Source organism: Micromonospora sp. H33 (assembly GCF_052068455.1).
In the GTDB taxonomy this organism is placed as follows: domain Bacteria; phylum Actinomycetota; class Actinomycetes; order Mycobacteriales; family Micromonosporaceae; genus Micromonospora.
In genome coordinates this window covers 231,135-245,487 of record NZ_JBQHDE010000006.1, presented here as the reverse complement: position 1 = coordinate 245,487, position 14,353 = coordinate 231,135, and the positions used below count along the sequence as shown (strand labels likewise).

Annotated in this window: 8 protein-coding genes; 3 read left to right on the top strand and 5 right to left on the bottom strand. The window is 69.0% G+C overall.

Annotated elements, in window-relative coordinates; all coding sequences use genetic code 11:
• Window positions 1–139 precede the first annotated feature (139 nt).
• Window positions 140–1,069 carry an NAD(+)/NADH kinase gene (locus ACTMS0_RS16850; protein WP_441156138.1) on the bottom strand — a complete coding sequence of 310 codons (930 nt, stop codon included), beginning with the start codon at window positions 1,067–1,069 and terminating at the stop codon, window positions 140–142.
• 147 nt (window positions 1,070–1,216) lie between these two features.
• Window positions 1,217–4,321, bottom strand: a complete 3,105-nt coding sequence (locus ACTMS0_RS16845; RefSeq protein WP_441156137.1) for a M14 family zinc carboxypeptidase — start codon at window positions 4,319–4,321, stop codon at window positions 1,217–1,219.
• Between the two features lie 288 nt (window positions 4,322–4,609).
• Between ACTMS0_RS16845 and ACTMS0_RS16840 the strand changes: the two genes are divergently transcribed.
• Both ACTMS0_RS16840 and ACTMS0_RS16835 read left to right on the top strand, forming a co-directional pair.
• Complete coding sequence (locus ACTMS0_RS16840) at window positions 4,610–6,334, top strand: asparagine synthase-related protein (RefSeq protein WP_441156136.1); 1,725 nt, start codon at window positions 4,610–4,612, stop codon at window positions 6,332–6,334.
• A gap of 277 nt (window positions 6,335–6,611) precedes the next feature.
• Complete coding sequence (locus tag ACTMS0_RS16835) at window positions 6,612–8,735, top strand: acyltransferase family protein (RefSeq protein WP_441156135.1); 2,124 nt, start codon at window positions 6,612–6,614, stop codon at window positions 8,733–8,735.
• Window positions 8,736–8,770: 35 nt separating this feature from the next.
• Here ACTMS0_RS16835 and ACTMS0_RS16830 read toward each other — a convergent pair whose 3' ends face one another.
• Window positions 8,771–10,003, bottom strand: a complete 1,233-nt coding sequence (locus ACTMS0_RS16830) for a hypothetical protein (protein WP_441156134.1) — start codon at window positions 10,001–10,003, stop codon at window positions 8,771–8,773.
• Window positions 10,004–10,205: 202 nt separating this feature from the next.
• Window positions 10,206–11,417, bottom strand: a complete 1,212-nt coding sequence (locus ACTMS0_RS16825; protein ID WP_441156133.1) for a glycosyltransferase family 4 protein — start codon at window positions 11,415–11,417, stop codon at window positions 10,206–10,208.
• Between the two features lie 394 nt (window positions 11,418–11,811).
• Between ACTMS0_RS16825 and ACTMS0_RS16820 the strand changes: the two genes are divergently transcribed.
• Window positions 11,812–13,116: a hypothetical protein gene (locus tag ACTMS0_RS16820; protein ID WP_441156132.1), complete on the top strand. Its 1,305-nt coding sequence runs from the start codon at window positions 11,812–11,814 to the stop codon at window positions 13,114–13,116.
• A 247-nt stretch (window positions 13,117–13,363) separates the two neighbouring features.
• Here ACTMS0_RS16820 and ACTMS0_RS16815 read toward each other — a convergent pair whose 3' ends face one another.
• On the bottom strand, window positions 13,364–14,266 hold the full coding sequence (locus tag ACTMS0_RS16815) for a dTDP-4-dehydrorhamnose reductase family protein (protein ID WP_441156131.1): 903 nt from the start codon (window positions 14,264–14,266) through the stop codon (window positions 13,364–13,366).
• Window positions 14,267–14,353 lie beyond the last annotated feature (87 nt).

Below are 14,353 nucleotides of genomic sequence, written 5' to 3'. Positions count from 1 at the left end.
CCCCGGGGCTCTCCCGCCCACCCCCACCCCGTCGTCGCCGATCTTGCACTTTCGGCCCTTGAATTGCGGGGGTATGGGCGCTTTGCCCTGGGCAGAAAGCGCAAGATCGCGGGAGTCGGGGGTTGGGGTCGGGGTGGGGTTAGCGGGGTGGGGGGAGTTCGCGGCGGTTGAGTTGCTCGCGGAGGCCCTCGGGGAGCAGTTCGCGGAGTTGCTCGGGCAGCAGCGGCAGGTCCAGCAGGCTCAGCTTGAGCTGGTTGCGCTCCTGGTAGCGGCGTGGATCGAGGCGGACCACCAGGCCGGCGTCCCGGCGGTAGGTCACCTCCACCGCGCCCTCGGTCGCGGCGTCGCGGATCACCAGGCCGTCCATCTCGACGGCCACCGGCGCGGAGTCCGGGGCGAGTTCCAGCCGGATCCGCTCGTCGGGGGAGAGCACCACCGCGCGCGAGATCCCGGCCATCGGCGCGGAGGGCGTCACCACCACCGCGTCGCTCGCCGGGGAGACCAGCGGGCCGCCCGCGGCGTAGCTGTACGCGGTCGACCCGGTGGGTGTGCTCACCACCAGCGCGTCGCAGCGGTAGTAGCCGTACCGCTGCCCGTCCACCCCGAGGGTGGCGGTGACGAAACCCGAGCCCGGCTGCCGGACCAGCGCGACGTCGTTGAACGCCACGACGTCGTCGCCGCAGACGTCACAGACCAGGCAGCTGTGCCGCTCCACGGTGAAGTCCTTGGCGGCCAGGCGGTCCAGCGCGGCCGGCAGGTCGGGCGGCTCCACCTCCACCAGGAAGCCGAGCCGGCCCAGGTGCACGCCGAGCACCGGCTTCGGGTCGCGGACCGCCGAGCGCAGGGCGCCGAGCATCGTGCCGTCCCCGCCGATGCTGATCAGCGCGTCGCAGGCGACGGCCACCTCGTCGGCGGGGAGCGGTTCCACCGTGGCGGGCACCCGGTGCCGGTCCTCCACCCGGACCGCCAGGCTCTTCCCGTGCCGGCTCGCCCAGCCGGCGATGATGGTCACCACCTCGGACACGTCCCGGGTCGGGTGCAGCACCAGCCCGAGCCGGATCCGATCCATACCTCCAGCTCACCACAACCCGGGCCACCTGGGCGGGCTTAGGGCCCAGGTCGAGGTCACCGCCGGCGGCCGGACTTCGAGGCAGGCCCCGTACGACAGGTGCGCCGGCGGTCCGGGCGGACCGCCGGCGCACCCGGGGAAGGACCGTCAGCGGCGCGCCGCCCCCGTCAGGTGGGCCAGCGCCCGCTTGACCAGGTCGTCACGGGCCGCCGGAGCCAGCCCTTCCAGGCCGAAGCCGAGGTAGACGGTGTCGGCGGTGACCACCGCCGACCCCTCCTCGAACGCCTGCTGGCTGCGCGCCCAGTCGGTGGCGTTGCCCGCCGAGCCCGGCGGCGGGCCGGCCACCGTCCAGCCGCCCAGGTCGGTCTCGAACGAGGTCTCGCTGACCGTCGCGCCGTTCACGACCACGCGAGCGTCGTCGAGGAAGACGCCCAGGCCCTGGGTGCCCCAGTCCGACGCGTACGAGATCGACACCTCGACCTTCTTGCCGGCGTATGCGGACAGGTCGGCCACGAACTCCTGCCAGCCGTTCGACGCGCCGGTCGCGGCGTTCCAGCTGCCGGTCGTGCCGCTCGGCGAGCAGTCCTCACCCTGGTACCGGGCGAGCCACGGGTGCAGCTGCTCCACCCAGCCGGACGCGCAGCTCTCGCCGGTGCCGGTGCCCGTCTTCCCGTTGGCGTCCGGCAGCGTCGTCCAGGCGTCGCTGCCCACCTCGTGCGCCTCGACGATCAGGTAGTCCCAGTTCGGCTCGATGTCGTACGAGGTGAAGAAGCGCAGCTCGCCGCTGCTGGCACCGGTCAGGTCGATGGTGCGGGTGAGCCGCTTGTACGACTCGTCGGCCTGCCCGCTCCACAGGTACCAGTCGCCGGTGCGCGGGTCGAACGGCGCGGCGCCCGGCCGCTCCCAGCCCACCGGCGCCGAGCTGGCGAACTGCGGGAACTGGTCCCGCGGCAGGAAGCTCGACGTGGTCAGGAACGACGCCGTGTGGTCCTGGTTCGCCGCCGACCCGGGCGCGTTCAGCGTCCCGGCGTAGCCGGCGAAGGCGCCGTCCTCGCCGGTCACCGCGTACGGGCCGTCGGCGCCGGTGCCTCCGTCGCTGACGTACGTGTACGCCCCCAACCAGTACTGCTGGAAGTCGTTCAGCAGCGGCAGGCAGGTGGCGCCGTCCGGGTCGGTGCACTCCGCCGGCCCGTTCGGCTGGTACGCGTACGCGCCGTTGGCGGCCTGGGCGAACAGGGCGTACTTGCCGCTGAGTAGGAGCTTGCCGCCCTCGTTCAGGTAGTCCCGGACGGCCAGCTCGGTCTCCAGCGCCGACCGGGCCGCCGTCCCCGGCACCTGGCCGGGCGCCCGGGGGATCACGTCGTCACCGGTCTCCCACAGCACCGCCCGGTAGTGCGACAGCACGCCCAGCGGGTGCGGTGCCTTCCGGCCCATCGCGTCGAAGTCGTACACGTCACTGGTGCGGCCCGCCGCGGTCAGCGCCGCGGTCATCTCGTCGGCGTACTTCGCGGTGGTGACGCCCTGGGCCGGGCTGAGCCCGGTCACGTCCTCCGTCGCGAGCACCAGGACCTCGCCGCCGATGTCGTCGTGCACCCGGTACGTGAAGCGCTCGCTGGTGACCTTTCCGGCTCCCGGCTTGCTGCCGCTGAACCAGACCTCCACCTCGTCGCCCGGCCGGGTGCCGGTCACCCTGCCGCGCAGCTCGGCGTAGTAGTCGTCGTGGGTGTTCCCGTACCGCTCGCCGCCCTGCCACTCGCGGACGCTGACCGTCTTCGGCCGGCTGCCGTTGACCGTGTAGTGCATCCGCACGTTCTTCAGCGCGCGCCGGGTGATCGAGGCGACCTGCTGGTTCCGCCCGTACGAGGTGTCGAAGCTGTCCACCACGAAGTCCGCGGTGCTGCGGCCCACCACCGACACCGGGTCGTCCGGGTCGTGCGTGGACCTCGCCACCGCGAGCGCGAACGGCAGGTTCTTCGCCACCTCGGCGGCGATCAGGTCCTCGTCGTCCGGGAAGATGAAGCCGCTGACGCAGTCCTCCGGCAGCCACTCGTCGTCCGGGTCGGAGGCGGCGGCCGCCTGGCACGTCGACATCTCCGGGGTGAAGCCGAGCGTGCCGTAGCGGACCGTGGCGTGGGTGTCGGTGTCGCCGTTCGTGGTGTACAGCTCCGCCGAGATGTCCGGGTCGTATCCGGGCACCGCCGGGTTGGCGTCGTCACCGACCATCGCCTCGTAGATCACGTCGTCCGGGGTGGGCGTGCTGACCTGCCAGCCCACGCCGTAGAGCAGCAGTTGGGCCGCGGAGTGGTAGTTGACGAAGAACTCGAAGCCGACCCGCCGGAACAGCCCGTCCAGCGCCTTGGTCTCCGGCTCCGAGTTCGGGCCAGGGCCGCGGTAGGTGTCGCTGTTCGGGTCGGGGGAGGAGCCTTCGTTGTCGTACCCCCACTTGTAGCTGAAGTTGCGGTTGAGGTCGACGCCGTCGGCGGTGGTGATCCGCCCGTCGCCGTCGTTGTCCCGCAGGTTCTTGCGCCACAGCCGGTTGCCGGGCGTGAAGGTGTGGTCGTAGCCGTCCGGGTTCGCCACCGGGAGGAACCACAGCTCCGTGGTGTCCACGAGCCGGGTGATCTCCGGGTCGGTGCCGTACCGGTCGAGTACGTGGTGCATCAGGCGCCGGGTCATCTCCGGCGTGATCCACTCGCGGGCGTGCTGGGTGCTCGCGTAGAGCACCGCCGGCCGCCTGCCGTCGCGGACCTTCTTCGCGTCCTTGGTGACCTTGATCGCGAGGATCGGCTTGCCCTGCACCGACCGGCCGATGGTCTCCACCTTGGTCAGTCGCGGGTACCGCGCGGCGGTGGCGGTGATCTCGTCCCGGATGCCGCCGGGCTCGCTGTAGGAGCGGAACGCCGACCAGCCCGCGGCGGCCTGCTCACGCAGCGCCTGCGAGGCGTCCTTGCCGCGTACCTTCTTGACCTCCAGCTTCACGCCCTGGCCGGCCAGCCGCGCGGCCTGCCGCTTGCTGAGGACCGTCTCGATCCGGGTCTGCCCGGAACGGTCGGTCTCGGCGTGGTCGTGGCCGAGGTCGACTCCGGCGTGACGCAGCTTCTCCAACTGCTCGGGGTTCACCGTGCCGACGTACACCTCCAGACCGTCGCGGCCGGTCGGATCGGACGGTGGCCGCGCAGTTGCCGGTGCGGTCAGCGCGAGTGCGCCGACCAGAGTGAACACGCCGGCGATCGCCAGCCGTGTGCGCCTCATTGCGCCTCCTGGTGTGGAAGGACCTGTAGCGCGAGCCTTCATCAGTGGTTCACGTCTGTCAATCAATCGTCCGGTTGTCCAGTGCGGATGGTGGCATGGCACTCCAGCCGGTGGCTCTCCCCTGCGCCGCCCTCGCAGGCAGTCGAGTAACGACGTCGCAGGCTTCGCGGTGGGCCATCGACGAGAAACACCTTTCAGGGCAGTACTGGCCACGAAAATTCACTGACGCACTACGATTAGGCGCGGAAAAGAGCATTCGGGTTCGTCTAATGACACTTGGAGGACTGAGTGTTTTTCGCCATGTACTGCGGCCCGGGCCAGCCCGATTGGCGCCGGCACGTGGAGGAACATGCCCGTTGGCTCGGCCTGGTGTCGGCGTATGTCACGTGTGGACCGTTTACGTTCGCGCAGCTTTCCAAGGTCGGGGAACCGCCTGCGATCAGTCGGGTCGGCGATGCGATCCGGCTTCGCACGCTGGGACCAACGGCGATCAACACCATGGCGATCGGGGCCAGCGAGCCGGCTGGGAACGACATTCGGATCGATCACCGGCTGGGAACTGACACGCTGCAGGTCTACGTACCGCCCGCTACGCCGGAACAGGTGGTCTTCGGGGCTGCGAACGGCGGCTTCTGCCTCAGCAACGACCTACGCATCCTCGGCCGTATCGGGTGCAGTCGCCTCGATCGCCGCGCGGTGCATGCGCTCCTGCAGTATGGCGCTATCCCGGCTCCGCTCACGCTCTTGTCCGGCGTCGAGCGTTCGGCACCCGGACATGTCACCAGCATTGATGTCAGCAGCGGCGTGGCAACCGCCGCCGCCGATCCCCTTCAGCCACGTGAGGCTGTCCGCGGCACACGCTTCGACCGATGTCTCGACGGCATCCTCGACACGGCACCCAAGGGTTCGGTACTGACCTTCAGCGGCGGAGTGGATTCGGGGCTTCTCGCGGCCCGACTGTCCGCCCTAGGGCGTACCGATGTCTTGTTGCTCAACTTTTCCTTTGGCGACGCCGACCCGGAGGCGAAGCATGCTGCCGCCATGGCCAGACATTTCCGCCTGAACTTCGAGCAGACGACCTACGAGCCGACAGAGATGAACGAGTTTCTGGCCGACGTCGGCCGCGACTACACGTACCCGTTCGGGGACTACGCCACAACATCCACCAACTTGATGGTGCGGGCCGGCATCAAGATGGCACCCGACGCCCCGCAGTTCATCGAGGGAACCGGCGCGGACGGTGCTTTCGGCGTCGGTCAACTGGCAACGTGGCAAAGGCTCTACCGGCTGCCTCGGCCGCTACTGCTTGGCGCGGCAGAACTCTACTCCCGGGCCGGACTTTGGCGGCGGCCAAGCCGGTTCGAACATCGCATGAGGGTTCTTCGGCGAGCCGCCCAAATGCCGCTTCTCGAAGCCGCGGTGGTGGCGACCAACGCACTCGACGGCGTCCTCTATCGCTTGCCCCCGGCGGACCGCGCGTATCTGTCACGGCTGATACGCACGTACATGATCGACTGCGCACCCTCGACCGACATCCGTGATCAGTATCATTGGGTGGACCTTCTCCACGTCTGCGCCGGTGAGTATGCGGCCAAGACCTTCGATCCATTGCGGCTGCGCGGAATACGTGCAGCCTTCCCATTCCTTGAGCCAGATCTGCTCGCCGAAGCGTTCGCCATGCCGCGCGAGGTCAAGTACACCTTCCGAGATGCCAAACTAGCGCTGAAGAGCAGGCTCGCCGCGTCCGTACCGGCTGAGCTGGTGTACCGCCCCAAGTCCGGTTTCGTTCCACCGCTGGACCGGTGGCTGACCGAGGAGCCGCTGCGCGGAGTTGTACAGCGAGTCTCGACAGAACCGGGGGCATTGGCCGACTACCTCGAGATCACCCGTCTACGGCGGGTCGTCGAACGCGCTACAGAGGGTCAGCCGTTGACCCAGGGCGTGAAGAACTTCGTCTGGATGGTGACTTTCTTGCGGCTCTGGTTGGATCAGCAGCCGTGGTTTGCCGGTTAGCGCGCCGACCACAGGTCCCGGTTCAGGCCTGGGACTGAGTCGAAAATGAACCTCGGCCGGTACGTGGCGCACCCGGATCGGGGTAGCAGATCGGTTCTCAGGGCGGCGGGACTACCCTGCCCGCGACCGAGGCACCGTCCGGCGAGGACCTTTCACCAACCGGGCGGCATCGACAGAGACCGGCGCGCCAGTTCGGCCGTTCATATTCAGACACCTCATAGTGGTATATATAGTCCTTTTGTGCCGTAACCGAACATACGGGTATGAGGTGTAACGAATGACGCAGACGGCTATCCGACCGGAGGCGAGCCCTCGAGCCGGGTTCCGGGGGGACGTGGAAGGGCTGCGGGCTGTTGCGGTGCTTCTGGTCCTCGCCGGACACGCCAGTCAGAACCTTGTGCCGGGTGGCTTCGTCGGCGTTGACGTCTTCTTCGTCATCTCCGGATTCCTGATCACCGGCCTGCTTGTGACCGAGCTGAACCGGACGGGAGGCGTCTCGCTCGCCGGCTTCTACGCCCGGCGCGCCAAGCGCCTGCTACCGGCTGCCGGGGTCGTCCTCGTGGCGGCCCTGTTGCTCACCTTCGCCTTCCTGCCCCGAACCCGCTGGTCCGACACCGGATGGGACGTGGTGTTCAGCGGGTTGTACGGAATGAACTGGCGGCTTGCCGAACAGTCCGTGGACTACCTCGCAGCCAACCGGGCGCCCAGCATGGTCCAGCATTTCTGGTCCCTCGCCGTGGAGGAACAGTTCTACCTGGTCTGGCCGCTGCTGCTGGTGGGCGCGGCCCGGCTCGGTCGACGCCGCGCCCACCGGGCCGGTTTCCTGCTGGTCGCCCTCGCGCTGGTCGCGGTGCCGTCCTTCGCCTGGTCGGTCCTGCTGACCGCGAACGACCCGGCCCGCGCTTACTTCGTCACCACCACCCGCATGTGGGAGCTGGCCCTGGGCGGCGTCGTGGCACTGCTCGCCAGCCAGCTGCATCGCCTGCCCCGCCTGGCAGCGGCCGGTCTCGCCTGGTCCGGCCTCGCCGCGATCGTGGCCTCCGCACTGGTGCTACGCGGGGAATCGGCGTTTCCCGGTTACGCGGCGCTGGGCCCCACCCTCGGCACGGCGGCGGTCATCGCCGGCGGCGTGGCAGCGGGCAGGTTCGGGCCGGGCGTGCTGCTGGGAGTGCGGCCGGCGCGTGCGGTCGGAGCGGTGTCGTACTCGCTTTACCTCTGGCACTGGCCCCTGCTCGTCGTCGCCGAGGCCAGGTTCGGCGAGCTGACCACCGTCACTGGCCTCGCCGTCGTCGCCCTCTCCGCCGTGCCGGCAGTGCTCACCTACCGCTATGTCGAGAACCCGATCCGGATGTCTACGACGCTCACCTGGCAGCCGGCCCGGTCGCTTCAACTCGGAGCGCTCTGCACCGGGGTGTCCGTGCTGGCGGGGCTGGTCTTTCAGCTGACCGTGTGGCCGCCACCGCAGCGGCCGGCCCCACCCGCCCTCGCGGCACCGACGGTCGGCGCGACCGGAGCCGCTGGGTCACCGGCGTCGCCCACCGTGCTCGGCGCCGCTGCCCTGGGCGACTCCCCGACCCGGAGCGGGGCCGGCGAACCGGTCGACCGGGTCGGCTCGTTCGTCCCGGACCCGCTGGTTGCTCGGCAGGACGGTCCGGACGCCTGGCAGGACGGCTGTCATGTGGACCAGCGCAGCAGCGAGGTCAAATCATGCCTCTACGGTGACCGGGATTCGTCCTTCACCATTGCCCTCGCCGGGGACTCTCACGCCGCACAGTGGCTACCGGCCCTGCAGCAGGTGGCCGGGTCCAAGAAGTGGCGGCTGAAGACCTACACGAAGTCCTCCTGCCCGTTCATCAACGGCGTGGTCGCCCTGGACAACCGGCCGTACCCGAGCTGTACGGAGTGGAACGACAAGGTCCGCACCGCGTTGACCGGCAGCGAGCGACCCGATCTGCTGGTGGTGAGCACATCCTTCTATCTCATGGTCCAGAACGGCAGGCCGGTGTCCGGCCAGGCGCAGGCCGCCTTCGCCGACGCGCTGCGGCGCACCTGGACGGACATGACCGCCGCCGGCGTCCGGGTGGTGGTGCTGCGCGACACGCCATACCATGACACCGACATCGCCGAATGTGTCTCGGCGCATCCGCGAAAGCTGACCCGGTGTGCCTCTCCCCGGGACAAGGTCCTGGCGGGCGGGGGAGGCCCGGCCCACGAGGCTGCCGCACGGCAGGCCGACAAGGTGCAACTGGTGGACCTCAACGACGCAATCTGTCCGCGCGACCGCTGTGCACCGGTCATCGGTGGTGTGCTCGTCTACCGGGACAACAACCACCTGACTGCCACCTACGCCGCCACCCTGGCGCCGCGGCTGGCCACGGCACTCGACCGGTTGCTCGGCTGACCCCCTGCCGGCGGCCCGGCGCCGGACGCACGCACCTATCGACGGGCCACTTGTGCCGTGGTCGACGGTGTTCCCGATTCGCCGGCACGGGTCTGGGCCTCCCGCGCGATCCGGCCGCGGTACCAGCGGGATGCCGCCAGCGCGACGAGGGCAACCCCTATGAGTGACTCCGCGATGCTGGTCGCGGCGGCTGCGCCGACGGGATCGAGCGTCACCGCCTGGACGAGTAGTCCGGCGCCGACGAGTAGTGCAATGGACAGGGCGACCCGGTTGGCGGCCGGGTAGGCGCCGTCACCGATGCGATTCAGCGCGAAGGCCCGATTGACCGTGGCGAACGGCAGGGCGAGGGCCAACAGCTGCAACCAGACCGCCGATTCGGGGATCGGCAGGCCGAGCAGGCCGGTGGCGATCCAGGGAGCACAGGCGACGACACCTGCGGCGATCACCGCCGCAGTGGTCACGGAGATCACCTCGGCCTCCCGGCTGACCGCACCGGTCGGCCCCAGATTGTGCCGGCGCCGGGTGCGGACGGCCATCGGCACCCGCAGCCCGCTGAAGACGACGGCGACCAGCGCCTGATAGATGCTGATCAAGGCACCGTAGCAGCCGACGACGAGCGGGCTGGCGACAAGGGACAGGGCGATCGTGCCGGCCCGCCCGGTGAACGCCTCCGCGATGCTGAAGGTGAACAGTTGCCGGTTCAACCGAAAGGCCCGTCGCGCCGAGCCGAGCGACAGGCCGGTCCACATCGGGCGGGCACGGGACGGACCTCGGCAGACAAGCACCTCCGTGGCGAGCAGGTAAGCTCCCGCTCCGGCGGCCAGCGCGGTCGTCAGCGGGGCACCGGCGATCAGCAGCACCAGGGCGAAGAGCCGGGTGGCGGCGAGTGCGGCCGAGGCGGCGATGAATCTCATCTCCCGGACGAGGTCGCTGAAGCGCAGCTCGGCGAGGCTGTTCAAAATCATCACGCCGCCCGCGGTGATCAGCGCTGCCGTCCCGTATCCACGGCCGGCATACAGCCCGGCGAGCAGCACGGTGGCCACGGCCATGGCCGGCACCGCGAGCAGCAGGCGTTGACTGCGGACAGCCAGGCGTTCCTCGTCGGTTCCCGACACGTACAGCAGCGACGAACCGCCCATGATCAGAATCGCGACCCAGGTGAGTGCGGCGGTCGTGACGCTGTAGGCGGCGATCTCGCCGGTCTGGCCCTGGCGTGCGCCGTACGCGAGGATCCCGGCGTTGAGCAGGCCACTCACCAGACTCGACACCGACGCCACGATCGTGTTCGACCGGACCCCCGCCACGCGGGTCCGGCCCGGTCGGGGGAGTCCGGAGGACGGAGGATCCGCTCGCTCCCGCGTCAACCGGTCGTTCACTCGTAATCCTTTCCGGCAACGGGGCGAGGCCGACAGTCGTAGGCTGGTCGATCGCCGGTGATCCCGCCGGACCGGCGTCCCGGACGGTCCCGGGTCATTGCCCGTCGACCGTCAGCCTGATCCGGTCGAGGATGTTCAGGCCCGCCGCGCTGACGCGCCAAGCCCGGTAGGCCTCACCCGCCGCACGGCGCGCCCGAAGCCGCTCTGCGGCTGGCGACTTCGCCAGCCGATCGAGCTGAGCAGCCAAGGCGTCCGGGGTGAGGTCGGTCAGCACACTCCCGCCACCAGCGCGCAGCACCGGGTTCCACGGCGTCTGATCGGAACAGATGACCGGACACGACGCGGACAGGCTTTCGGCGATGACGTGTCCGAAGTTTTCTCCCCGCGTCGGGAAGACGAATGCGTCGTACCGGGCGAAGGTGGTGCGTACCTGCTCTGGCGCCAGTTCCCCCCGGTACGTGACGGTCACGGCCTCGGGAAGTTGTCGGGCGAGTTCCTGGCATGCGGACCAGTACTCGATGTCCTCGAGCGGACCGTAGATGTCGAACACCACTGGCCGGGTCATCCGCGCGAGCGCGGCGATCACCATCGACAGGTTCTTGATCGGATTGATTCGGCCGATGAAGACAAACCGGACCGGTTCGCCCGTTTCCATCGGCGGTATCGGTTCCGGTGGAAGCGCGACCTCGTTTTGCCGGATTTCGATCCGGGCCCAGTCGAAGGTCCTCCGAATGAGCATCGCCTCCTGTGGGTTGGTGGCGTGCCAGAGCACCCGGGACCGCCTGAGAAAGGGCCGCCACGCCCGCAGGAACAACCGCTTCTTACCCGCCTTGACATCGAGTGCGCTCTGCGCGAGTTCGCCGCGTGGCGCAATGAGGATCTGCCTGACGCGGATGAGGCCAATCCGCGCTGCAAGAATCGGCAGTATCGAGGAGGTCGCCCACAGGCTGTTGACGTACAAGAGGTCGAAACGGGTGGACCGGAGTTCTCGCACGAGCGCCAACCAATGTCGCGGGCGCCGCGGATCAAGGTAGCAGATCCGCGTCCGGCCCCGCCGGACCCAGCGGCCGGAAAGGCCGGGGTACGCCTCCGTCGAGCCGAGGTCCCGATCCCTGGTCACCATGGTCACCTCGACCGCTGGCGAGACGACGTCGAGCAACTGGGCGATGGACCGGATGGGCCCCCCGGCGCGGAATCCAGGCTCAAAGAAATCACACGTCAGCAGCACTCGAAACAGCCCGGAACCCGCCGCGGGCTCGACCGTTTCTCCGAGGCGAGCGGTCGATCGCCCTTCATGGAGCGTCACGGCGCATCTCCCGTATCGCGAATACCGCTCAAGGCTGAATCTTGGCTGTCGGTCGACAAGTGTCAGACGATTCAGCCACGCTTGGCTAACGACAGGAAGTGTGCGTTGGTGACGCCAGAAAGGCCCGGAGTGGAATCGCGGAAGGCGATGGCCCGGAGTGGCTACTCGTATAGGCTCGGCTGCTATGGGACCATTGAACGGCGTGCCCTCGACGGTGGGCGCAACTCGACACGGGCGCCCGCGCCACGCAGCTGGTCCGGCCGCCGGTCGGCCGACCGGAAAAAATCCTCACCGCTTCGCCCGGCGCGGGTTCCTCGGGCTGGCGTGGCTGGGGTTGGGCGCAGCGTGTGTCGCCCTGGGCCCGGTCACATCGGACAGTTGGGGGCGCGACCAAATGCTGGCGCTGAGCGTGCTGGCGACCGTTTTCGGCGGCTGGGTGTTCTGGTATCACGGCGGTACCCGAATCACGGCGGTGGGGATATACAACCTCGCCTTCGCCGTCTTCGTCGGCTTCAGCGGCCTGTACCACGTCATGACGGCAGCGACGAATGATCCCGGCGTCCCCCTGTCCACCGTCGTGACGCTCTGTTACTTCGGGCACGTGACGACATGGTTGCTCTTCTGGAGTGGAGACTCATCGTCCCCGTCCCCGTCCCCGCCGCTACCCGCCGCCTCCGCCGACGCCAGGACGGCAGGGTGGGCGGTGAAGTACGGCTGTTGCCTGCTGGTCCTCGCAGTTGCCACGTCGATCGCAGTGCCGCAGCCGTTTCCGTTGATCGACTCGGCCGGATTCGTCGGTGTCCTGCTCCTCGGAGCGGGTCTGCTGCGCGGGCCGCTGGGGCGGTGGACGGTGCTCTGCGGAACGCTTGTCGCGGTCGCCTTCGCGATCTACTTCATATACCTCTTCAGTGGCTTCGGACGGATCGTCATCGGCACCCTCGCGCTCGCATTGCTCGTCGTCCTGTCCCATCGGGATCGACGGCGGCTCACGAAGGCCGTCACTTTCCTCGGGGCGGCGCCGGTCCTGCTGTTCCTCGCCGGACTCCGGGCCGTCGACCCGGGCAGCCCGGGCTTTGCGGCGGACCCCGACGGATTCAAGTCCGCGGTCAGCCCGCTGCACACGTTCGCCCAGCTTGTGAGCCTGAACGCGAACGGGTTGCTGCCCCACGGCTGGGGGGCGACCTTCTTCAACGCGTCCGTCGCCCTGATCCCACGCGCGCTGTGGGCTGACAAGCCGGTTGGCTTCGGCGCTGATCTGGTGCCTCTCCTGACGCCGGAACTGGTCGGCACGGGACACTCCTCGGCAGCGCTGTGGCATGGGGAATGGTTGTTCAACTTCGGTCTGCCCGGTCTGGCGCTGATGATTCCGGTGACCGGCCTTGCCGTGCGTGGCATCGATCGGATCCTGGCCTGGGCCTCGTCCCGGGCCCTGGCCACGCCCCAAGCGATGGGCGCCTATGTCGCGGCGCTCCTGGCTGCCGTCGGTCTGTTCGACCTCGTCTGGGTCGGTAGTTTCACCTACATGGCGCGGACCGGCGCCCGCCTGGTGGTGTTGGCCGTGCTGATCCTGGCGGTGGGTTGGGTCTTCCTGTGGGCCGTACGGGGGGCCGGGACCGGGCCGGCATTCGATGACCGAACTCGGCGTTTGACTGCCGGGCTCGGCTCCGCGGCCCCCGGTTCCGGCGACCGGAGGTCCTGATCGCCGGTGCCCGGAAGAACGCGACGACCCGTGGCCATCCACCGGGAGCGCTGCGATCGCCGCTGCCGCCGGCCGCTCGCGCCGGTATGCGTATGTCGGCCGGGATGGCCGTGCCTGAGTTACGGAACGACGCCTGCCGCGTACCCGGCAGGCGTCGTTCGTGTGTAGCTGCGTCAGTGGCGGGTCGATGTCGGTGCTTCCCGGGGCCAGCCCTGTCTCCGACACGGAAGCGGGCTTGCTTACGCGGTCAGAGCACCCCGCCCGTTGATTCCGTCGCGGAGGCGCCCCATGTGGACGTGGCGTGCAGCTGGGCGATCATCTCCGGCCAGGCCGGGGGCCGGTAACCGGTCAGCGAGAAGAAGGCCGCTGCCGAGAGTGACCGGTCACAGACGACCGCGTCGTGCGGCACGATGCGTCCCGTCCAGCCGTACGTCCGGGCGATCAGGTGCAGGAGCTCGTACTTGGAAATGGGCGTGGCGGCGATGTGGTACAGCCCGACCAGATCCTCCCGCGGTAGCACGACCGACCGCAGGAGCCGGGCGAACTCGGTGGTGGTGACGCCGCTGTAGATCGCCTTGGTGTACCCGGTGACGACGCCGGTCTGGGCCAGGAACCAGTCGACGAGCGACCTGTTGCTGTTCAACTCGTGCCCGACTATCGATGTGCGGAGCGTCAGCGCGGGCGGAACCGTGGTTTCGCCCAGCAGCTTCGACCGTCCGTACAGATCCGGTGGGTCGGGGATGTCCGTTTCCACGTAACCCCCCCGGTCACCCGAGAAGACGCAGTCGGTGCTGACGTGGATGAGCCGGATGTCCCGGCCCGCGCACTCCCGCGTCAGCAGGTGGGGGAACAGTGAATTGATGGTGATGGTGCGGACCGCGTCCTGTACCTCGGATCGTTGCTTGATCACACCGACACAGTTGACGACTACGTCCGGGCGGACCTCTTGCAGCAGCAGGCCAACCCGGTCCAGTTCCAGGACGTCCAGACCCGACGTGATCCGCGCGGCGACGTCCGGTGGAAACGCATCCGCCGCCGCCGCATCGCGCGCCGCGCCGTACGCCTCCACGCCGACGGCGCCATTCAGTTCCCGCATCAGTGTGTGGCCGAGCATCCCGGTGGCACCCAGGACCAGCACCCTTCGGCTCATCGTCCCTCCCGCTTCGGCTGCAGACTTCCGCCCCAGGCGGTGCCGGGGGTGTTGTCGGCCAGGTTCGAACTCAGCTTCCTCGATCCC